Here is a 19,335-nt window from a genome sequence, read left to right as displayed (position 1 = left end):
GTGCTCAACGGATTCCGGCGAGATGGTCGGCCAGGATCGCGGTGACCGACAGCACGGTGTCGAAGTTCGGGACCAGCCGGGTTTTCGTCAGCGCGAAGGCGATCCCACGCGCGGGGTCGGCGTAGGCGTAACTGCCGCCGCCGCCCGGCCAGCCGAAGGCCACGGAGTTCTCCTCGGCAGGGGCGCCGATCCTGCCGATCGGGAAGCCCAGCGCCATCCGCGCCGGCGTACCGAAAACCTGATCCACACCCTCGAAAGCGAGCGCGGACAGGTCGGCCAATCGCGCGGAATCCACGAGCTGGGCCTGGAGCAGGGCGTTGTACATCGCGGCGAGGCCGTGCGCGGTGGCGGTCCCCACCGACGGTATGTCGGCACGCAGGATCTCGCCGTTGTTGCCGAAATCGGCACTCGGCCGGTTTTCCCACGGCGCGAGGATCGCAGCACCGTCGTCCGGGCCGGCAGGCCATTGGGACGCCTGCTGCTCCAGGCGCGCCAACCCCGGCAGTGCCTCCTCCGGCGCGGCGAAGTAGAGCTGCCCCTCGATACCGAGCGGCGCGGTGATCCACTCGCGCAGCAGCTCACGCATGGGCCGCCCGGTGGCGCGGCGGGCCAGCTCGCCGACGAGAAAGCCAAAGGTGTAGGAGTGATAGCCCATGGCGGCACCCGGCCGCCAGCGCGGCTCGGCGGCGGCCAGTGACGCACACACCCTGGACCAGTCGGGAAGCTCGCCCGGAGTGATCTCGCGCGGCATGGCCGGGAGGCCGACCGTGTGGGTCAGTACGTGCCGCAGTGTCGCCGTGTCCTTGCCGCGCATACCGAACTCGGGCCAGAGGTCCGTGACCAGACTGTCGTAATCGAGGAAACCCCGCGCGACGAGCAGATGCGCGAGCGTGGCCGACACGTTCTTCATGGTGGAGAAACTGAAGATCGGTGTGCCGGAGGTGAGGGGTCGTCCGGTGGCCGGGTCGGCCATGCCGGCCACCGCGTCGACGATCAGCGCGCCGTCCTGATAGACCGCGACCTGCACACCGGTCTCCACGCCGGTGCCGACCAGCGTGTCGATCTGACGCTGAATCCGTTCCTGTAGCTCGCTCATCGCGTCCCAGCATGCCAAATCGGCCGCCGTGGCGCTCGCGGTCAGGCGCCGCTCCTGGTGCGGCCGCCGTCGACGTGCAGGATCTGCCCGGTGATGAATCCGGCCGCGTCGGAGACGAGGAACCCCAGCAGGTTCGCCACATCCTGCGGTGTGCAATAGCGTTTGATCGTCTGCTGGGACACGATCGAGGACATCATGTCATCAGGATCCGGGCCGTCCCCGGGAAGCCGTTCGACGAAGCCCTCGGTCTTCACGACGGTGGGCGCGATCGAGTTCACCGTGATTCCCTTGCCGCCGAGCTCGTTGGCCAGTGCCCTGGTGAGGGCGTGCACGGCGCCTTTGCTCGTGACGTAAGCCAGATCCTGCACCTGCGGGTTCAATGTGGACGACGAGCCTGTGGTGACAATGCGTCCCCACCCCGCCTCGGTCATCCCTGGTACGAACATCTGCGCGAAGCCGACGACAGGTTCCACGTTGACCGCCTGAACGCGGCGCCACACGTCCGTCGTCGTGGTGGGCAGCGTGGTCATCTTCAGGGTCGCGGCGTTGTTGACGAAGATGTCGCAGCGCCCGAACCTGTCGAGGACCCGCTGGGCGGTTTTCCTGACCTCGTCGGGAAGTCCGACGTCGCACACCATGCCCGCCTTGGTCCCGTCGCCGGGAAGGCTCGCGAGACCCTCGGCCGGATCAATGATGTCGATGACGATCAGGTTCGCGCCCTCGGCCGCCAGCCGCTGACAGAAGGCGCGTCCGATCCCTCGGGCACCACCGGTGACGACGGCGGTCTTTCCTTTGAGGCTCATGGTTTTCTCCCGTGTTCTCGGAAAACTACGGATCCGCGGATCACGTCGCCGGTACCACGGCCATCCCGTGGGCGGCGGAGATGCCTGTGAGCGTGGAGACGCGCTCACAGGTACGCAGGTCGATCACCGCCACTGTGCCGCTGTGAGAGTCGGAGACGAAGGCGAGCCGGCCGTCCGGCGAAGACGTCATGGTCAGCACCATGCCGCCGACGGGGGTCTCACCGACCGGTTCGAGCGTGCCGGCCGACCAGATCTTCAGCATTCCCTCGGTCGATTCACCAGTACCCATGGCAGTCCGGATTTCGGTGGCGAGCAAGAGCCCGCCGGCCGTCACATGCACCGCGCCGGACGGGAACTCCATCTCCAGCAGAGCCGTGATCTCGTGGCTGGCGCCGTCGATGACCCGCACGCCCGCCGGGCCGGCGGGGGCGCCCGGCAGCACGCAGGGGCCGGCCACGAACACCCGCCCGTCGAGCCCCGCAGCGATGCCCTCGCTGCCGGGCACCGGGATCCGCGCTGTGAGCTTCTCGGCGTCCAGATCGAGCACGGAGACGTACGGTGCCTCTTTGTTGGCCGTATAGGCGTAGGCGCCATCAGGGGTGAGGGCGAACCAATGCGCGGCGCGGACCTCGGCGTCGATGTGGGAGACGATGTCGCCGGTGTCGGGGTCGATCCCGATCAGCCCGCCGGGGCTGTCCACACCTGCCTCCACACAGCCCCAGATCCGATCGCGTGCGGTGTCGACCCACAGGTCGTGGATGCCGTGTGCGGTGCGCGGGCCGTCACTGAGGTCGATCAACCCGGCCAGCGAACGGGAGTCCACGTCGACGATGCTGATGTGATGGTCTGGACCATTGTTGTCGAAGTACCAGCCGCCGAGGTAGGTGTGCGACACGTAGAGGTGCCGGCGACGCGGGTCGTAGCGCACCTCATGGGGATCGCCTGGCACCGCGGAGAGGTCGACGACGGTGGGTTCGCCGCTGATGGACCCGTCGGCCTCCACCGTGTGGAGGGTGAGTTTGTGCTCGTTGATGGAGGCGACCGCCAGTAGAGCTGTTGGCGCGCTCATGATCGAACTCCCTTGCATTTCAAGTCACTGTGTACCGAAACGCTAGCAGTTACGATACAGCGTGTCCAGTTATGCCGGGGGTGCGGCTCAGGCTCAGTACCAGGCGGGCTTGTCGCCGTCGGTGCCGGGCTTGTTCACGCCGAGCGAGGCGCGGATGCCCTCCGCCGGGTTCTTTACGAGTTCTGTCACCAGCGCGGCGACACTCTTGCGGGAGACCTCCGTGCCTTTGAACGGCTCGCCCTTTTCGGTGGTCTCGTAGTCCACTTCGTCGTTGTCGGACAGCCACGCCGGACGGATGATCGTGTAGTCGAGGTCGGAGGCTTCGATGACCTGGGCGGCCGCGCTGTACGTCTGGAGGTAGCCGCCGTCGAGCATGTGGTGATTCCACTTGCCGTACTCGCCGGGTACCTCGTCATAGATGCCGAGGGTCGAGATCCAGATCAGCCTGCGCGTGCCCGCCGCGGTCAGGGCCGAGACAACCGCACGCGCCTGAGCTTCGATATCGGAGCCGCCGAGGTTCGCGTAGACGACGTCCTGCCCCTGGACGGTCTGCGTCAGCAGCTTCACGTCGAGCACGTCACCCTCGACCACCAGAACGCCATCGCTGGGCAGCTCGCGCACCCGCTTCGGGTTGCGCAGGTAAAGAGTGAGCTGATTCCGCTCGTCTTCGCGAAGCTGGGCGATCGCCAGCTTCGCGATCCTTCCTCCCGCCCCGAGCACGGCGATCTTCGGCACGATGTTGCCTCCTTGTGAGTGAGTCGGCGGGTCAGCGGTTCACGTCGACCACGAGGCGGCCGCGGATCCTGCCGTCGAGGAGGTCCGACGCGGCGGTGATGCTCTCGCTGAGCCCGATCTCCCGGCTCATTTCGGGAAGCTGGTCGAGGTCGAGTTCGCGGCTGAGTCGCTCCCAGGCGGTGACGCGCTTCGCCTGGGGCTGGGTGACGCTGTTGATGCCGAGCAGGCTCACTCCACGCAGGATGAAGGGCGCGACCGTGGCGGGCAGGTCCAGCCCCTGGGCCATGCCGCAGGCCGCGACGGCGCCTTCCGCGCGGGTGCTCGCGCAGACATTGGCGAGGGTGTGGCTGCCGACGGAGTCGATGGCTCCGGCCCAGCGTTCCTTGCCGAGGGGCCGGCCGGGCTCCGAGAGTTCGGCGCGGTCGATGATGGTGGTCGCGCCGAGGCTCTTCAGATAGTCCGCCTCGGCCGGCCTGCCGGTGGACGCGATGACGGAGTAGCCGTTGTGGGCGAGCAGTGAGATCGCGAACCCGCCCACGCCGCCGTTCGCGCCGGTGACGAGAATGTCGCCGTCGCCGGGCGTCAGGCCGTGCGCCTCGAGCGCCATCAGGGACAGCATCGCGGTGTACCCGGCGGTGCCGATCGTCATCGCCTGCTGCTCGGTGAGGTTCGCGGGGAGGAGGATCGGCCAGTCGGCTCGGACGCGGGCGCGCTGGGCGAGCCCGCCCCAATGCGACTCCCCGATGCCCCAGCCGTTCACGAGCACCCGGTCTCCGGGCGCATAGGCGGGGCTGTCGCTGTGCTCGACGACGCCGGCGAGGTCGATGCCGGGCACCATCGGCCAGCGGCGCACGATGGGGCCCTTGCCGGTGATGGCCAGGGCGTCCTTGTAATTGAGGGTGCTGTAGGCCACCCGCACGGTCACTTCGCCCTCAGGCAGTTCGGCCTCGTCGAGCTCGCGCAGTTCGGCGCGGTAGTCGGTATCGGTCTTGTCGACCAGGATCGCGGTGAACATCATGCTCCTTCGGTTCAGGTCCGGATGCCGGTGAGGAACCCGGTGATGAAGACGTCCAGTGGACCGACCGTGCGGGCGAGCCGGGCCCGCAGGACCGCACCCTCCCAGCCGATCCAGAAGAATGAGGCGAGCTCGTCGCAGTCGGTGTCCGCCGGAACGTCTCCGGCGTCCACTGCCAGCCGCAGGCACGCGGCGAGGCGTCGTTCCCAATCGCGGAGCACGCTTTCGAGCTCTTCCCGGTAGCCGTCGGGAAGGGCGAGGATCTCTTGGCCGAGGTTGCCGACCAGGCAGCCGCGTTCGAAGTCGTGCCTGACCATCCCGGCCTTGGCGTCCTCCACGAACCGGGCCAGGCGCCGCAGCGGCGGCTGATCCTCCTCCAGCAGCCAGCGGTCCAGCTTGCGCGCGAAGTACTCGGCGTAGCGCCGCAGCACCTCCAGTCCGAACGCGTCCTTGCTGTCGAAGTAGTGGTAGAAGGACCCCTTCGGTACGCCGACGCGCTTCAAGATCGTGTCGATGCCCGTCGCGCTGAGGCCTTGAGCCGTCAAGACCTCCATGCCACAACGCAGCAACTCCTCCCGCGTATCGCCGTGCTCGCGGGGAATCTTCGGCGGTCGGCCCCGACGTGCGCGGGGTGCTGGCGCACTCACGAAACCGAAATTAGACCGACCGTCTCTAAATGTCAATGCGCGTCTGGTTGCGCACCCGAGGGGCCCGCGCGCCGAACGAAATCGTCGGCCAGTGCGCGCAAATCGAGGGCCCGCGGCTCCCTTCCGCTGAGCACCCAGAAGAAGACCGGCCCCACGAGCAGGGCGGTCGCCTGGGACATCGGGATTTCCAGGGCGTCGCCGGGAAACGATCGGGCGATGACGGTGGCCGCGCTCTCGCCGAGCGGATCGCTGTTTCGCAGTAGCTCGCCGACCGCCTTGTCGTACTGCGCCTCGCCGAGCAGGGCACGGTAGGCGGCCCCGGCGGGCGAGACGGTGAGGAAAACGATCAACGCGTCGAGATAGGCGCCGAGATCCGCGGCGGCGTTGCCGTGCGCGGGAACGTCCAGTTCTTGACGGGCGTCGATGGCGCTGGCCTCGAGCAGGATCTCGGCCTTGGTCGACCACCAGCGGTAGATGGTCTGGCGGGAGACACCGGCGCGCTCGGCGATGCCCTTGAGTGTCATGGCGCCGTAGCCGACCTCGACGACGAGGTCGTCGACGGCGTGCAGGACGGCGGCACGCGCTTGCTCGCTGCGCGGACGTCCGACCTTGCCGTGCTCGCCCACCATCTCGGCTCCCTCTGCTGGACACAGTGTCGCATCAACGTAAATTACGAGACACAGTGTGAGCAAATTGTGCTCGGGCTATTTTCTGGACACGATGCACCGTTATCGGCTAGAGTTTCGGTGCACTGTGACTCGTAACAGAAGGGGGATCGCGCGATGCGCGTCTTCGTGACAGGTTCCACCGGCTGGATCGGATCGGCCACTGTGGACGAACTGCTCCGGTCCGGCCATGAGGTGACCGGTCTTGTCCGGTCCGACAAGTCCGCGGCGGCGTTGGCCGCGAAGGGTGCGGAGCCGCTGCGTGGCGACCTGGACGACCTCGGCTCCCTGCGCCGGGGCGCGGCCGCCGCCGATGGGGTCGTCCACCTCGCCAACAAGCACGACTGGGCGGACCCTGAGGGCACCGACCGTGCCGAGCGAGCCGCCGTCGAGGAGATCCTCGATACGCTGGCTGGTTCGACCAATCCTTTTGTGATCGCCAACGGGCTTTCCGGCTTCGGCCAGGGCCGCCCCGTCCTCGAGACCGACGCTTCACCGGCGGTCGGCCCCGGCTCCGATCGCGGCGGCTCCGAGAACCTCGCGCTCGAGTCCGTCGCGCGTGGTATCCGCTCGATCGCCGTTCGGTTCGCGCCCAGCGTGCACGGTCGCGGCGACTGGGGATTTGTGAACTTCCTGACCGCCGCGGCCCGCGACCGCGGAGTTTCGGGCTACATCGGGGATGGCAGCACCGAATGGTCAGCCGTGCACGTCACCGACACGGCGCGCCTCATCCGGCTCGGCCTGGAGTCCGCTCCGGCGGGCACCCGGATGCACGCGGTGGCCGAGCAGGCGATTTCGACCAGGACGATCGCCGAGGCCATCGGGAAGGCCCTCGGCCTGCCGGTCACCTCGGTCGCCCCCGAGGACGCCGATGAGCATTTCGGGTTCATCAGCGGCTTCTTCGGCCAGACCATGACCGCGTCCGGCGCGCTCACTCGCGAGCTCCTGTCCTGGGAACCGACCGGACCGGGGCTCATCGAGGACATCCTCGCCGGCGCCTACACCGCGGTCTGACCAAGGACCATGATCATGACGTCCACCCTCGAAGTGACCCGCCACGCGTACCCGCCCAAGGTGCGCACCCTCACCGTCGCCCGCACGGAAACCCTGTCGCCGACCATGCGCCGTTTCGTGCTCACCGGCGACGAACTCGAACCCGAGTTTCCCTTTCCGCGTCTCACGACCGCGACGCACGTAAAGGTGGTCGTGCCGCAGGAAACGACGGGCGTACTCGAAATGCCCACCCTCGGTCCGCTCGGCCTCGCCGCACCCGACGGCGTCGAGCTTGCCATCCGCGACTACACCGTCCGCCGCTTCGATTCCGATGCTCGCCTGCTGACGCTGGACTTCGTGCTGCATGAGCACGGCCCGGCAGGGCGGTGGGCGATCGGCGCGAGCGACGGAGATGAGCTGGGTGTGCTCGGCCCCCGTGGCTACACCATCTACCCCGCGGGCTTCGACCGTTATGTGCTCGGCGCCGACGAAACCGGCCTTCCCGCGCTCGAGCGGTGGCTTGAGGAAGCGCCCGCTGAAGCGCACATCGATGCTTTCGTCGTCGCCCCCGAGGGGGGACAGCGCGCCCTGCCCGAGCACCCGAATCTGACCGTGCAGTGGATCGACGGGTCCGGCGCCGGCGAACTCGCTCGCGCTCTCGTCGACGCGACTCCTGGCGGCGACGTCCGCACGTACCTGTGGGCGGCCGGTGAGTCCGGCATCGTCGGCCCCCTGCGTCAGCATCTCCGGACCAGCGAGTTCACACAGACTCACTTCGAGGTGTCCGGCTATTGGAGAGCGGGCCGGGCCGGGAGTGGCGACCACCACGAGGCCCGCTCATGACCACCACCCAATTCGCCCCGAGCGTCGCGACACGGCGGCGTGAAACTCTTGTCCTGATCGCAGTCTGCGTCTGCACGCTTCTCGTCGTCGGTTTCGTCGCCTCCATCAATCTGGCCATTCCGCTGCTCGCCGGCAGCGGCCTGCACCCGGACTCTTCCGAGCTGCTGTGGATCGTCGACGCGTACGTGATCGTTTTCGCGTGCCTCGTCATCCCGGGTGGGGCGATCGGCGACCGCTTCGGCCGCAAAGGCAGCCTTGTGACCGGACTGGTCGTCTTCGCCGCCGGAGCCACGGTCTCGGCTCTCTCGACGGCCGTACCCATGCTGCTGGCTGGGCGGATCGTCTCCGGCCTCGGTGCCGCCCTCGTGCTCCCGAATTGCGTCGGCGTTCTGGTCCACGCCACCAGCGAGGACCGACGCCGTCGGGCGCTCGCGATCTGGGGCGCGATTTCCGGCATGGGCGGCATCGTCGGCAACACGGCGGGGGCGGGACTGCTGAACACCGGAGCCTGGCAGACGCTGTTCTGGGGCGTCGCCCCGTTCGCACTGCTGTGCGCCGTCGCCATCGCCGTCATCGCGAAGCCGAGCCCGCGTGCGCATCGCAGCCTCGACCCGGCGGGCACCCTCCTCCTGGTGGCGGCGTCCGTCGCCCTGCTCGCTGGCATCATCGAAGGCCCTGCACGCGGCTGGGGAAGCGGCGTCGTACTCGGCTCGTTCGCTCTCGCCGTCGTCCTGGGCGCCGGCTGGGTGTTCGTCGAGCTGAGGGTCACGCATCCGCTGCTCGACCCGCGCCTGTTCCGCTCACCGTTACTGACGAGCGCGAGCCTCGGCATGCTCGTGACCTGGTTCGGCAGCTTCGGGCTCTTCTATCTCAATGCTTCGCTGCTGCAGTACGGGCGCGGGTTCACGGTGCTCGCCGCCGGCTTCGCGACCCTGCCCATTGCGATCCCCATCCTCGTCGGATCGCGGCTCATTCCCGCACTCACAGCACGGATCGGCATCCCCGTCACGCTTGCGGCCGGGTTCGTCTTCATCAGCGGCGGTCTGCTCGGCCTGTCCTGCGCGACTCGGCAACCGTTCATCGTCTACGCGCTCTGGCTCGTCGTCCTCGGTACCGGCTTCGCCCTCGCACTACCGACCCTGACGGCCGAGCTGACCTCCGGGCTGCCACCCGAACAAGCCGGCGTCGCGGGCGGCCTGCAATCCGCGACGCGTGAACTCGGTAGCGCACTGGGCATCGCCATCGTCGGGACGATCACCGTGGCCGTGTTCACCCGGCACCTGCCCGCGGTCCTGCAAACCCTCGACCCGGTGCCCCGCACGGTCGCCGAGGCCATCGCCCACCAGCCCAATGCGCACGGCCAGATCACGGACGCCTTCGTCACCGGCGCCGCCACAGCCCTTCAAACCGGCGCCGCACTCACCTTCGTCGCCGGCGCCATCGTCGTCGCCCTCGCCACCGGCGGGAGAACGCGATCGAGATCCGGCAGGTAAGTACGGTGGGGGCATGGCCCGGCCTCGTGAGTTCGACGAAGATCTTGTGCTTCGAGCTATCCGCGACGAGTTCTGGGACAAGGGCTACGCGGCGACGTCCATGGATGACCTGCTACGTGTGAGCGGGCTGGGCAAGGGCAGTCTCTACGGGGCGTTCGGAGACAAGCGAAGCCTGTTCTTGCGGGTGCTGCGCAACTACGACGACGCGAACCTGCTGATGCTGCGCGAGCGCCTGGTGTCCGCGGCGCGAGGGATCGACGTGGTGAGCGAGTTCCTGCTGAGCCCGACCGACGACCCGACCGGTGCGGTTGCGCGTCGAGGTTGTTTGCTGGCCAACAGCAACGCCGAGCTGGCCACCAACGCTCCGGATGTGGCCGCTGAGGCCCGCCGCAGCTACGACGCGATCGCCGCCATCCTCAGCGCGGCACTGGAGCGCGCCCAGCGCGAAGGCGACCTCGCCGCTGACGCCGACCCCGCCGAGACTGCCCGCGCGGTCCTCGTCACCCAACTCGGCCTCGTCGCGCTCGGGCGCACTGGCATGGACATCGACACGCTCACCACCGTGGCCCAGTCCGCCCTCGCGCGGCTGCTGCCCACCCCAGTGCATTAGCTCACTGCGCTGCACGCCTGCTGCGGGGCCACGCCGAGGAGCCGAGGGCGCCAAGGTTTTCATCACCGGTCGCCGCAAGGACGCGCTCGACGCCGCGGGGTTTCGCCGGGGCTCACGGGAATGACATGAATCGGCCCCTACCGCGTTTGCGCTGGTAGGGGCCGGTTTTGTGTGTTCAAACTGGGTGCCCTCGGCAGGATTCGAACCTGCGACACCTGCCTCCGGAGGGCAGTGCTCTATCCCCTGAGCTACGAGGGCGCATCATCGTGCGACTTGGTAGAGCCTAGCGCATGCCCCGGTCCGGGCCGCGAGTACCCCGTGTGCAAAGCGCACCCCAGGCGGTAGCCTCCAAAGGCAGGTTAGGCTAGCCTGTATTGCATACATGCGCATGTCGCTATATGTTGGCCGCAGAGAGGGGGCCCGAATGAGTCACGGTCACGGGCACGGCGTGTCGAGCGCCTCCGGCCGCTACGTGTCCCGCCTGGTGGCGGCGCTCGCGATCGGCGCCGCGTTCCTCGTGGTCGAGGTCATCGTCGGCGCACTGACCGGCTCCTTGGCCCTCATCTCCGACGCGGCGCACATGCTCACCGACGTCCTCGGGCTCGGCATGGCGCTCGCGGCGATCATGCTCGCCCGCCGCAGTGGACCCACATACCGGCGCACCTTCGGGTTCTACCGCGCAGAGGTGCTCGCCGCGCTCGGCAATGCCGTTCTCCTCTTCGGCGTCGCCGCGTACGTCCTGTTCGAGGCCATCGGACGTATCACCGATCCGCCCGCGGTACCAGGACTTCCCGTCCTGCTCACGGCCACAGCCGGGCTCGTCGCGAACATCGCAGCCTTCTCACTCCTGAGACAAGGCGCCAAGGAGAGCATCAACGTCCGCGGCGCGTATCTCGAAGTCCTCGCCGACCTGATCGGCTCCGTGGGCGTCCTGGTCAGCGGCGCCATCACGCTGACCACCGGCTGGCGCTACGCCGACCCGATCATCGGTGTCGCGATCGGACTGTTCGTCCTGCCGCGCACAGCCAAACTCGCGGGCCGCGCGCTGCGCATCCTCTTCCAGCACGCGCCCGCCGACGTCGACGTCGAGGGCATCGCGGCCGGTCTCACCGCGCTCGCCGGCGTCCGCGATGTGCACGACCTGCACGTGTGGACCCTGACGTCCGGCATGGAGGTCGCCTCCGCGCACCTCGCCGTCGAGCAGCACGCCGAACCCGCGCAAGTCCTTGTACAGGCCCAGAATCTGCTCGCGAACAACTACCGGATCAAGCACGCGACCCTGCAGGTCGAGCCCTGCGAGTCGGCCAAACGGTGCGAAGAACTGTCCTGGTGACCTACAGCGGCTGAGCGCCCCGCGCGGCGAGCATCTGCTTCATCAACGTCATCTCCGCGCTCTGCGAAGCCAGGATGCTCTGCGTCAGCGCGTCCACCGCGCCGAGCGACGAATGGTCGTGCGCGTACTGCGCCATCGCCGTGCCGCCCTGGTGGTGCCGCAGCATCAACTGCAGGAAGTACACGTCGAGATCCTTGCCGGACAACGAACGCAGCTTCGCCAGCTCCGCGTTCGTCGCCATCCCGGGCATCGGCGAGTCACTCGAGGTCGCCGACGGCATCGCCATCCCCGCCATGTCGTGCCCGGACGGCTGAGTCATCCATGTCATGTATGCGCCCGGCGACTGTTCGGGCTGGTTCCACAACATCAGCCAGCCCTTCATCCGGCCGACCTGCTCCAGCTGCGTGCTCTGGATGTCGAACGCCAGCTGCCGGATCTCCGGGTCGGTGCTGTGGTCCCGCGCCCAGTTCGCCATCGTCACCGCCTGCAGGTGGTGCACCGACATGTCCTGCGCGAACCCGACCTCCACCGAACCCGCGTCCGGGGTGGCCGGTTCGGACGAGTTCAGCGCCCGCTGGGTCAGGAACATCCCGATCACCGCGCCCACCAGCAGCACGACGACCACCGTCGCGCCGATGACCAGCGGCCGGGCGGCGGGGCGCGCGGGAGCCTGTTCCGCTTCGGTCATCAGGGAGTGCCGGTGGTCGACGGCATCGGGGCACCAGCGGTGTCCTGCTGGGTGCCCTGCGAACCCTGGTAGTCCATCGGTTTCGCGTCCGGCCCCGGCGGCGTCGGGTCGAACGGCGGCGGGTTGTCCGGGTCGAACGCGCCCGGCCCGAGCGCGTCACAGGAGGCGCCGACCTCGGGAGTGGTGTTCGGGTTGGTGCGCAGCGCGGTGATGAACTCGTCGATCCGCTGGTCGTCGGCGCTGTCCAGCTTCAGCTGGTGCCCCCAGGACTGCAGCGAGATCGGCTTGTCGAGGCCGGGGTAGGGCGACATCATCGTGTACGGCTTGCCCTGGACCTTCGACGACAGCTTGGTCAGCGCGTCACCCTTGATCTGGTCCGGGTTGTAGGTGATCCACACGGTGCCGTGCTCGAGCGCGTGCACCATGTTCTCGTTGCGGACCGCCTTCGGGTACACGATCCCGTTGCACGCGGCCCAGTAACCGTCGTGCGGCCCGCCGATCGGCGGCGTGTGGTCGTAGGCGACCCGCTCGGTCGGCAGCACGTGCACGCTGCCCTTGTAGGCCGCGGTCACGATGCCGGTGAGCTGTAGCGACGGGTCCTTGTTCGAATCGGTGGGCGCCCATTCGGCGAGCGCGCGCCGCGGAGCCGACTGGACGAGGTAGTAGGTGACGACCACGGCGGCGAGTGCCACGACCGCGACGACCGCGATCACCGTGCCCCACGGGAAGCCACGCCTTGTCACCACCGAGTTGCGCGCCGATCTCACGGCCTTCTTCGAGGAGGCCTTCTTCTTCGTGCCGCTGGCCATGGCTCCGCATCCGCTCGAGAATCGAATATCCCATGGAGGAGTCTAGGGACTGCATGTCAGAGCACGGTCAACGGCCACATACACTCGCGTGGTGACTCCCGCCGTGCTCGCCGAACTCGTTCGCTCGTCCGCCGTACAGGTGCTGACGGCGCGTGGCCTCGACCATGCCGTCCTGCCGGACTCGGTGACGATCGAACGACCCCGCAATCCCGAACACGGAGACTACGCCACCAACCTGGCCATGCAGGTAGCGAAGAAAGTAGGGATGCCGCCGCGCGAGTTCGCGCAGGCGCTCGCCGACGAGGTCACCAAGGACGACGGCGTCGACAGTGCCGAGGTCGCGGGTCCCGGCTTCCTCAACTTCCGGCTCGCCGCCGACGCGCAGGGCGAACAGGTGCGCCAGGTGCTGGCCGCGGGCGACGGCTACGGCAGCGGTGACGCGCTGACCGGGCGCAAGATCAACCTTGAGTTCGTCTCGGCCAACCCGACCGGCCCGGTGCACCTCGGGGGCACCCGGTGGGCCGCGGTGGGCGACGCGCTGGGCCGCATGCTGGCCGCCCAGGGCGCGGATGTGACCCGCGAGTACTACTTCAACGACGCCGGCGCGCAGATCGACAGGTTCGTCCGCTCCCTGATCGCCGCCGCGAAGGGCGAGCCCGCACCCGAGGACGGCTACGCGGGCGGCTACGTCTCCGACGTCGCCGCCGAAGTGCTGCGCCAGGAACCGAGCGCGCTTTCGCTGCCCGAAGCGGAGCGGAACGAGACGTTCCGACGGATCGGCATCGATCTGATGTTCGCGGAGATCAAGCAGAGCCTGCACGAGTTCGGCACCGACTTCGACGTCTACTTCCAGGAAGACTCACTGCACACCAGCGGTGCGGTCTCGCGCGCCGTCGAGGAGCTGAAGGAATCCGGGAAGCTCTACCTCGCTGACGGCGCCTGGTGGTTGCGCTCCACCGAGTTCGGCGACGACAAGGACCGCGTGGTCATCAAGAGCGACGGCGCCCCGGCGTACATCGCGGGCGACATCGCGTACCTGGAGAACAAGATCGGCCGCGGCTACGACCTGTGCATCTACATGCTCGGCGCCGACCACCACGGCTACATCGCCCGGCTCAAGGCCGCGGCGGCCGCGATGGGGCAGGACCCGGACGTGGTCGAGGTGCTCATCGGCCAGCTGGTGAACCTCGTCAGCGACGGCAAACCGGTCCGGATGAGCAAGCGCGCCGGCACCGTGATCACGATGGAGGACCTCGTCGAGGCCGTCGGTGTGGACGCGGCGCGCTACGAGCTGACGCGGTACTCGGTGGATTCGAGCATCGATGTAGACCTCGACCTGCTGCGCAAGCGCAGCGACGAAAACCCGGTCTACTACGTGCAGTACGCGCACGCGCGGCTGGCTTCGTTGCAGCGCAACGCCGCCGACCTCGGGCTGAAGGCGCACGCGGACGCGGATCTGGGCCTGCTCACGCTGGCGCAGGAAGGCGACCTGATCCGCACGATCGGCGAGTTCCCGACGATCATCTCGCGGGCCGCGGAACTGCGTGAACCGCACCGCGTGGCCCGGTATCTGGAGAACCTGGCCGGCGCGTTCCACAAGTTCTACGCCGTCGCCCCGGTGCTGCCCAAGGGCGACGAGGAAGCGTCGCCGCTCACCTTCGCGCGGCTCGCGCTGTGCGAGGCCGCGCGCCAGGTGTTCGCCAACGGCCTGCGGCTGCTCGGTGTCTCCGCCCCGGAACGGATGTAGCTCATGGCCCACCCCGCAGGTCCTCGTCACGCCGACGTGCACCCGCACGTCGACACCTCGGGCTTCCCGCCGGCCACGGCCGCGGACCTCGACCGGCTGTACCCGAAAGTCTGGCCCCGCAACACTTATCGCGCGCCGGACGGGGTCGTGCGGATCGCGGGCGTCGACGTCCGCGAGCTCGCCGCGACGTACGGCACCCCACTGTTCATTGTGGACGAAGCGGACTTCAAGTCGCGCTGTGCCGAGTACGCCGAGGCGTTCGACGACCCCGCGCTGGTGCATTACGCGGCGAAGGCGTTCCTGTGCACCGAAGTCGCGCGGTGGGTCGCCGCGCAGGGCCTGAGTATGGACGTCGCCAGCGGGGGAGAGCTCGCGGTCGCGCTGCGCGCGGGCTTCCCGGCGGAGCGGATCACCTTCCACGGCAACAACAAGTCGGTCGCCGAGCTGGAGGCCGCGGTGGGCGCCGGGGTCGGCACGGTCGTGCTGGACTCGTACTACGAGATCGCCCGCCTCGCGGATGTCGCCGCGCGCCTCGACGTCGTGCAGGACGTGCTCGTGCGGGTCACGGTCGGTGTCGAGGCGCACACGCACGAGTTCATCGCGACCGCGCACGAGGACCAGAAGTTCGGCTTCTCGCTCGCGGCCGGGGACGCGGCGGAGGCCGTGCGCCGCGTGCTCAACGCGTCCTCGCTCAAGCTCGTCGGCCTGCACAGCCATATCGGCTCGCAGATCTTCGACGCCGACGGGTTCGAGGTCGCCGCCCGCCGCGTGGTCGGGCTGCTCGGTGAACTGGCCAAGGAGCACGGCGAATCCCTGCTCGAACAACTGTCCATTGTAGACCTCGGTGGCGGTTTCGGGATCGCGTACACCGACAAGGACAACCCGCCGCCGCCCGCGCAGATGATCACGCAGATCCGTGAGATCGTGCGCAAGGAGTGCGAGTTCGCCGGCCTGCCGGTGCCCCGGATCGCGGGCGAACCGGGGCGGGCGATCGCCGGGCCGGGCACGGTCACGCTGTACGAGGTCGGCACCATCAAGGATGTTTCCCTGGGGGACAACGAAAGCCGCCGTTACGTCAGCATCGACGGTGGGATGAGCGACAACATCCGCACCGCGCTCTACGACGCGCTCTACGACTGCCGCCTGGTGTCCCGCTCTGCGGACGATGGCAACGGCGAGGTCGGTGCCGCGCTGTCCCGCGTGGTGGGAAAGCACTGTGAGTCCGGCGACATCGTCGTCCGCGACTGCTGGCTGCCCGACACACTAGGCCCCGGCGACCTGCTCGCGCTCGCCGCGACCGGCGCTTACTGCTATTCGATGGCGAGCAACTACAACCGGCAGCCCCGGCCCGCGGTCGTCGCGGTCCGCAACGGGGCGCACCGGTTGCTGCTGCGCCGGGAGACCGTGGAGGACATGCTGAACCTGGAGGTGTCGTGAGCTCCGCACTGTCCACAGCGGACGGCAAGACGGTCCGTGTCGCGCTGCTCGGCTGCGGCACCGTCGGCAGCGAGGTCGCCCGGTTGCTCACCGAGCAGGCCGACGAACTCGCCGCCCGCGCCGGGGCCCCGGTCGAACTGGCCGGGATCGCGGTGCGCCGGCCGGACAAGCACCCGGAGCTGCCGCAGCACCTGCTCACGAACGACGCCGCCGGGCTCGTCGAGTCCGATGTGGACGTGATCGTCGAGCTGATCGGCGGCATCGAACCCGTCCGCGGCTGGTTGCTCACCGCGCTGCGCAAGGGAAAGTCGGTCGTCACGGCGAACAAGGCGCTGCTCTCGGAGCACACCGCCGAGCTGTCCGAAGCCGCCGACTCCGCCGGCGCGGACCTCTACTTCGAGGCCGCCGTCGCGGGCGCGATCCCGTTGCTGCGCCCGCTGCGCGAGTCGCTGGCCGGTGACCGGATCACCAAGGTGATGGGCATCGTCAACGGCACCACCAACTTCATTCTGTCCGCAATGGACTCGACGGGCGCCGGGTACGCCGAAACCCTCGACGAGGCAAGCCGTCTCGGCTACGCGGAGGCGGACCCGACGGCCGATGTGGACGGTTACGACGCCGCGTCGAAGGCCGCGATCCTCGCGTCGCTGGCCTTCCACAGCCGTGTGACGGCCCTCGACGTGCACCGCGAGGGCATCTCGGGCGTCACCGCCCCGGACATCGCGGCCGCGAAAGCGTTGGGGCGCACGGTAAAGCTCCTCGCGATCTGCGAGCGGGTGACCGCCGACGACGGCACCGAGTCGGTCTCCGCGCGCGTGCATCCGGTGATGATCCCGCGGGGCCACCCGCTGGCCGGTGTCGGCGGGGCGTTCAACGCGGTGTTCGTCGAGGCGGACGCCGCGGGCGAGCTGATGTTCTACGGACAGGGCGCCGGTGGCGCGCCCACGGCGAGTGCCGTGCTCGGCGATCTCGTCGCGGTGGCAAGGAATCGGGTGCTCGGCGGGCGCGGCCCGCGCGAGTCCGCGCACGCCGCCCTGCCGGTGCGGCCGATGGGCCAGACCCCGACGCGCTACCACGTGAGCCTCGACGTCGCCGACAAACCGGGTGTACTGGCCCAGGTCGCGCAGGTGTTCGCGGACCACGGGGTGAGCATCGCCGCGGTGCGCCAGCGGGACCGGCTCGCGACGGCGAGCCTGGTCATCGTGACCCACCTCGCCCCGGACGCCGCCCTCGAAGCGACCGTCGCGGCGATCGGGAAGATGGACGTGGTTCGGGAAGTGGTCAGCGTGATGCGCGTGGAAGGCGAAGACGGATGAACGCAGGTCCGGGCTGGCCGGGGATCATCGAGGCCTATGCCGACCGGGTGCCGATTCCGGCCGGGGCCAAGGTGGTGACGCTCGGCGAGGGCAACACCCCGCTGATGCTCGCGCCGCACCTGTCCGAGCTGACCGGCGCCGAGGTCTTCCTCAAGGTCGAAGGCGCCAACCCCACCGGTTCGTTCAAGGACCGCGGGATGACCGTCGCGATCACGCACGCGCTGGCCAGTGGCCTGCGGGCGGTCATTTGTGCCTCTACGGGCAACACCTCCGCGTCGGCGGCCGCGTATGCCGCGCGCGCCGGGCTCACCTGCGCGGTGCTCGTCCCGCAGGGCAAGATCGCGATGGGCAAGCTCGCCCAGGCGGTCCTGCACGGCGCCCGGATCCTGCAGGTCGACGGCAACTTCGACGACTGCCTCGAGCTCGCCCGCAAGACCGCGATCGACCACCCGGTGACGCTCGTCAACTCGGTCAACCCGGTGCGCCTGATCGGCCAGCGAACCGCCGCCTACGAGGTGTGCGACGTGCTCGGCAAGGCGCCGGACGTGCACTGCCTGCCCGTGGGAAATGCGGGGAATATCACAGCTTATTGGGCGGGGTACACCGGTTACGCCGCCGACGGGATCGTCGGGAACACGCCGCGGATGTTCGGGTTCCAGGCCGCCGGTGCCGCGCCGCTCGTGCTCGGCGAGCCGGTGAAGGAACCGGACACGATCGCCACCGCCATCCGCATCGGCAGCCCGGCCTCGTGGCAGGGCGCGGTCAACGCGCGCAACGCCTCGGGCGGTTTGTTCGAGAAGGTCACCGACGAGCAAATCCTTGCCGCATATAGGCTTTTGGCCCGCCGGGAGGGCGTTTTCGTGGAGCCGTCCTCGGCCACGAGCGTGGCCGGGCTGCTGCTCACCGCCGGGGATGGGCGGCTGCCCAAGGGATCCACCGTGGTCTGCACGGTGACCGGGCACGGCCTCAAGGACCCGGCGACGGCACTGGAGGGCAACGTCGAGGTCGAGCCGCTGGCGGTCGACCCGCGTGCGGTGGCGGCGGCGCTGGACCTGTCATGACCTCGTTCACGGTGACCGTGCCGGCGTCGTCGGCGAACCTCGGCCCCGGTTTCGACGCGCTCGGGCTCGCGCTCGGGCTGTACGACGTGATCGAGGTGCAGGTCATCGAATCCGGGCTGAAGGTCGAGGTGCTCGACGCCGGCGCGGGCGGGATCGAAGACGTCCCAACAGACGAGACACACCTGGTGGTGCGGGCGATCCGGCGCACCTGTGAGCGGCTCGGCGTCCGGTTGCCGGGGCTGTATTTGCGGTGTCTCAACAAGATTCCGCACGCGCGGGGGCTCGGCTCGTCCGCGGCGGCGGTCGTGTCCGGCGTGGCCGCGGGCTACGCGCTGGCCGGGAAACCGTTGGACGCAAACGCTGTTCAAGTCGCCGCCGAGTTCGAAGGACACGCCGACAACGCGGCCGCGAGCCTGCTCGGCGGGCTCGTCATCGCGTGGTCCGAGGACGGCCGGTTCTTCGCCGAGCGGCTCACCATGGACCCGTCGATCCGCCCGGTGCTGGCGGTGCCGGCGGTCAAGTCCTCCACCGCCGCGACACGCGGCCTGCTACCGGCCGAGGTGCCGCACGCCGACGCCGCCTTCACCGCGGGCCGGGCTGCCCTTGCCATCCACGCGCTGACCTGTGATCCTTCGGTGCTGCTGGCCGCCACCGCGGACCGGCTGCACCAGCACTACCGCGCACCCGCCTATCCGGCGACCGCGCGGCTGGTGAGTGATCTGCGCGATGCCGGCGTGGCTGCCACCGTGTCCGGTGCCGGGCCCTCGGTGCTCGCGTTGACGACGGACGGAATAATTCCGGCAGGAGTGGACGTTAGTGGGTTTGTAGTCTCCGAACTGCCCGTGGATTCCAGTGGGGTCCAGGTCACAGGCCGATAGCGGGCATGCGCCGGTTTCGCGGCACGCCGGGGGTGGTTGTTGCACCTGAACCCGGTGCGGTCTACCCTCGGGGGCGTTCGATCACCGTGCGCATTCC

Annotated in this window: 19 protein-coding genes and 1 tRNA gene; 10 read left to right on the top strand and 10 right to left on the bottom strand. The window is 68.9% G+C overall.

What is annotated here, in order from left to right:
- Positions 1 to 4: 4 nt before the first annotated feature.
- From LOZ83_RS29445 to LOZ83_RS29415, 7 genes are all read right to left on the bottom strand, one after another.
- A complete protein-coding gene (locus LOZ83_RS29445) occupies positions 5 to 1,096 on the bottom strand; it encodes a serine hydrolase domain-containing protein (RefSeq protein WP_236794980.1) in 1,092 nt (363 codons plus the stop codon).
- Between the two features lie 41 nt (positions 1,097 to 1,137).
- A complete protein-coding gene (locus LOZ83_RS29440; protein WP_236794979.1) occupies positions 1,138 to 1,899 on the bottom strand; it encodes an SDR family NAD(P)-dependent oxidoreductase in 762 nt (253 codons plus the stop codon).
- A gap of 40 nt (positions 1,900 to 1,939) precedes the next feature.
- Positions 1,940 to 2,968, bottom strand: a complete 1,029-nt coding sequence (locus LOZ83_RS29435) for a YncE family protein (RefSeq protein ID WP_236794978.1) — start codon at positions 2,966 to 2,968, stop codon at positions 1,940 to 1,942.
- Between the two features lie 93 nt (positions 2,969 to 3,061).
- Positions 3,062 to 3,703 (bottom strand): SDR family oxidoreductase, encoded by a 642-nt coding sequence (locus LOZ83_RS29430; protein ID WP_236794977.1) that lies wholly within the window; start codon positions 3,701 to 3,703, stop codon positions 3,062 to 3,064.
- A gap of 31 nt (positions 3,704 to 3,734) precedes the next feature.
- Positions 3,735 to 4,718, bottom strand: a complete 984-nt coding sequence (locus tag LOZ83_RS29425; protein WP_236794976.1) for an MDR family oxidoreductase — start codon at positions 4,716 to 4,718, stop codon at positions 3,735 to 3,737.
- A gap of 14 nt (positions 4,719 to 4,732) precedes the next feature.
- Positions 4,733 to 5,272, bottom strand: a complete 540-nt coding sequence (locus LOZ83_RS29420) for a TetR/AcrR family transcriptional regulator (protein WP_255825720.1) — start codon at positions 5,270 to 5,272, stop codon at positions 4,733 to 4,735.
- A 125-nt stretch (positions 5,273 to 5,397) separates the two neighbouring features.
- Positions 5,398 to 5,991, bottom strand: coding sequence for a TetR/AcrR family transcriptional regulator (locus LOZ83_RS29415; protein WP_236794974.1), 594 nt, complete (start codon positions 5,989 to 5,991; stop codon positions 5,398 to 5,400).
- A 156-nt stretch (positions 5,992 to 6,147) separates the two neighbouring features.
- On the opposite strand from LOZ83_RS29415, the gene LOZ83_RS29410 reads away from it, so the two are divergent.
- The 4 genes from LOZ83_RS29410 to LOZ83_RS29395 are packed head-to-tail and all read left to right on the top strand — an operon-like array spanning position 6,148 to position 9,969.
- Complete coding sequence (locus LOZ83_RS29410) at positions 6,148 to 7,044, top strand: SDR family oxidoreductase (RefSeq protein ID WP_236794973.1); 897 nt, start codon at positions 6,148 to 6,150, stop codon at positions 7,042 to 7,044.
- Between the two features lie 15 nt (positions 7,045 to 7,059).
- Complete coding sequence (locus LOZ83_RS29405) at positions 7,060 to 7,866, top strand: siderophore-interacting protein (RefSeq protein ID WP_236794972.1); 807 nt, start codon at positions 7,060 to 7,062, stop codon at positions 7,864 to 7,866.
- Entirely contained in the window at positions 7,863 to 9,359 is a 1,497-nt protein-coding gene (locus LOZ83_RS29400) for an MFS transporter (RefSeq protein WP_236794971.1), read from the top strand. Before LOZ83_RS29405 ends, LOZ83_RS29400 begins: the two co-directional genes overlap by 4 nt.
- 13 nt (positions 9,360 to 9,372) lie before the next feature.
- Positions 9,373 to 9,969, top strand: a complete 597-nt coding sequence (locus LOZ83_RS29395) for a TetR/AcrR family transcriptional regulator (protein ID WP_236794970.1) — start codon at positions 9,373 to 9,375, stop codon at positions 9,967 to 9,969.
- 185 nt (positions 9,970 to 10,154) lie between these two features.
- Here LOZ83_RS29395 and LOZ83_RS29390 read toward each other — a convergent pair.
- Positions 10,155 to 10,227, bottom strand: a tRNA-Arg gene (locus tag LOZ83_RS29390).
- A 166-nt stretch (positions 10,228 to 10,393) separates the two neighbouring features.
- Here LOZ83_RS29390 and LOZ83_RS29385 point away from each other — a divergent pair.
- A complete protein-coding gene (locus tag LOZ83_RS29385) occupies positions 10,394 to 11,302 on the top strand; it encodes a cation diffusion facilitator family transporter (RefSeq protein ID WP_236794969.1) in 909 nt (302 codons plus the stop codon).
- A gap of 1 nt (position 11,303) precedes the next feature.
- Here LOZ83_RS29385 and LOZ83_RS29380 read toward each other — a convergent pair whose 3' ends face one another.
- Both LOZ83_RS29380 and LOZ83_RS29375 read right to left on the bottom strand, forming a co-directional pair.
- Complete coding sequence (locus LOZ83_RS29380; protein WP_236794968.1) at positions 11,304 to 11,990, bottom strand: DUF305 domain-containing protein; 687 nt, start codon at positions 11,988 to 11,990, stop codon at positions 11,304 to 11,306.
- On the bottom strand, positions 11,990 to 12,799 hold the full coding sequence (locus LOZ83_RS29375; RefSeq protein WP_236794967.1) for a DUF3105 domain-containing protein: 810 nt from the start codon (positions 12,797 to 12,799) through the stop codon (positions 11,990 to 11,992). The genes LOZ83_RS29380 and LOZ83_RS29375 overlap by 1 nt, the downstream gene beginning before the upstream one ends.
- A gap of 91 nt (positions 12,800 to 12,890) precedes the next feature.
- Between LOZ83_RS29375 and argS the strand changes: the two genes are divergently transcribed.
- Genes argS through thrB form a run of 5 tightly spaced genes read left to right on the top strand, consistent with a single transcriptional unit; the run spans position 12,891 to position 19,238 of the window.
- Positions 12,891 to 14,546 carry an arginine--tRNA ligase gene (gene argS, locus LOZ83_RS29370; protein WP_236794966.1) on the top strand — a complete coding sequence of 552 codons (1,656 nt, stop codon included), beginning with the start codon at positions 12,891 to 12,893 and terminating at the stop codon, positions 14,544 to 14,546.
- A gap of 3 nt (positions 14,547 to 14,549) precedes the next feature.
- Positions 14,550 to 15,983, top strand: coding sequence for a diaminopimelate decarboxylase (gene lysA / locus LOZ83_RS29365; protein ID WP_236794965.1), 1,434 nt, complete (start codon positions 14,550 to 14,552; stop codon positions 15,981 to 15,983).
- Between the two features lie 8 nt (positions 15,984 to 15,991).
- On the top strand, positions 15,992 to 17,299 hold the full coding sequence (locus LOZ83_RS29360) for a homoserine dehydrogenase (RefSeq protein ID WP_236795336.1): 1,308 nt from the start codon (positions 15,992 to 15,994) through the stop codon (positions 17,297 to 17,299).
- Entirely contained in the window at positions 17,296 to 18,360 is a 1,065-nt protein-coding gene (thrC, locus tag LOZ83_RS29355) for a threonine synthase (protein WP_236794964.1), read from the top strand. The genes LOZ83_RS29360 and thrC overlap by 4 nt, the downstream gene beginning before the upstream one ends.
- Positions 18,357 to 19,238 (top strand): homoserine kinase, encoded by an 882-nt coding sequence (gene thrB / locus LOZ83_RS29350; RefSeq protein WP_236794963.1) that lies wholly within the window; start codon positions 18,357 to 18,359, stop codon positions 19,236 to 19,238. Before thrC ends, thrB begins: the two co-directional genes overlap by 4 nt.
- The last annotated feature ends 97 nt before the right edge of the window (positions 19,239 to 19,335 follow it).

The organism is Amycolatopsis sp. GM8, assembly GCF_021653975.1.
Lineage (GTDB): Bacteria > Actinomycetota > Actinomycetes > Mycobacteriales > Pseudonocardiaceae > Amycolatopsis_E.
This window is presented reverse-complemented; position numbering and strand designations above follow the sequence as displayed.

Coding starts and splice junctions, on each gene's coding strand:
- LOZ83_RS29445 (WP_236794980.1), bottom strand. CDS start 1,096: ATGAGCGAGCTACAGGAACGGATTCAGCGTCAGATCGACACGCTGGTC.
- LOZ83_RS29440 (WP_236794979.1), bottom strand. CDS start 1,899: ATGAGCCTCAAAGGAAAGACCGCCGTCGTCACCGGTGGTGCCCGAGGG.
- LOZ83_RS29435 (WP_236794978.1), bottom strand. CDS start 2,968: ATGAGCGCGCCAACAGCTCTACTGGCGGTCGCCTCCATCAACGAGCAC.
- LOZ83_RS29425 (WP_236794976.1), bottom strand. CDS start 4,718: ATGTTCACCGCGATCCTGGTCGACAAGACCGATACCGACTACCGCGCC.
- LOZ83_RS29420 (WP_255825720.1), bottom strand. CDS start 5,272: ATGGAGGTCTTGACGGCTCAAGGCCTCAGCGCGACGGGCATCGACACG.
- LOZ83_RS29410 (WP_236794973.1), top strand. CDS start 6,148: ATGCGCGTCTTCGTGACAGGTTCCACCGGCTGGATCGGATCGGCCACT.
- LOZ83_RS29405 (WP_236794972.1), top strand. CDS start 7,060: ATGACGTCCACCCTCGAAGTGACCCGCCACGCGTACCCGCCCAAGGTG.
- LOZ83_RS29400 (WP_236794971.1), top strand. CDS start 7,863: ATGACCACCACCCAATTCGCCCCGAGCGTCGCGACACGGCGGCGTGAA.
- LOZ83_RS29395 (WP_236794970.1), top strand. CDS start 9,373: ATGGCCCGGCCTCGTGAGTTCGACGAAGATCTTGTGCTTCGAGCTATC.
- LOZ83_RS29385 (WP_236794969.1), top strand. CDS start 10,394: ATGAGTCACGGTCACGGGCACGGCGTGTCGAGCGCCTCCGGCCGCTAC.
- LOZ83_RS29380 (WP_236794968.1), bottom strand. CDS start 11,990: ATGACCGAAGCGGAACAGGCTCCCGCGCGCCCCGCCGCCCGGCCGCTG.
- LOZ83_RS29375 (WP_236794967.1), bottom strand. CDS start 12,799: ATGGCCAGCGGCACGAAGAAGAAGGCCTCCTCGAAGAAGGCCGTGAGA.
- lysA (WP_236794965.1), top strand. CDS start 14,550: ATGGCCCACCCCGCAGGTCCTCGTCACGCCGACGTGCACCCGCACGTC.
- thrC (WP_236794964.1), top strand. CDS start 17,296: ATGAACGCAGGTCCGGGCTGGCCGGGGATCATCGAGGCCTATGCCGAC.
- thrB (WP_236794963.1), top strand. CDS start 18,357: ATGACCTCGTTCACGGTGACCGTGCCGGCGTCGTCGGCGAACCTCGGC.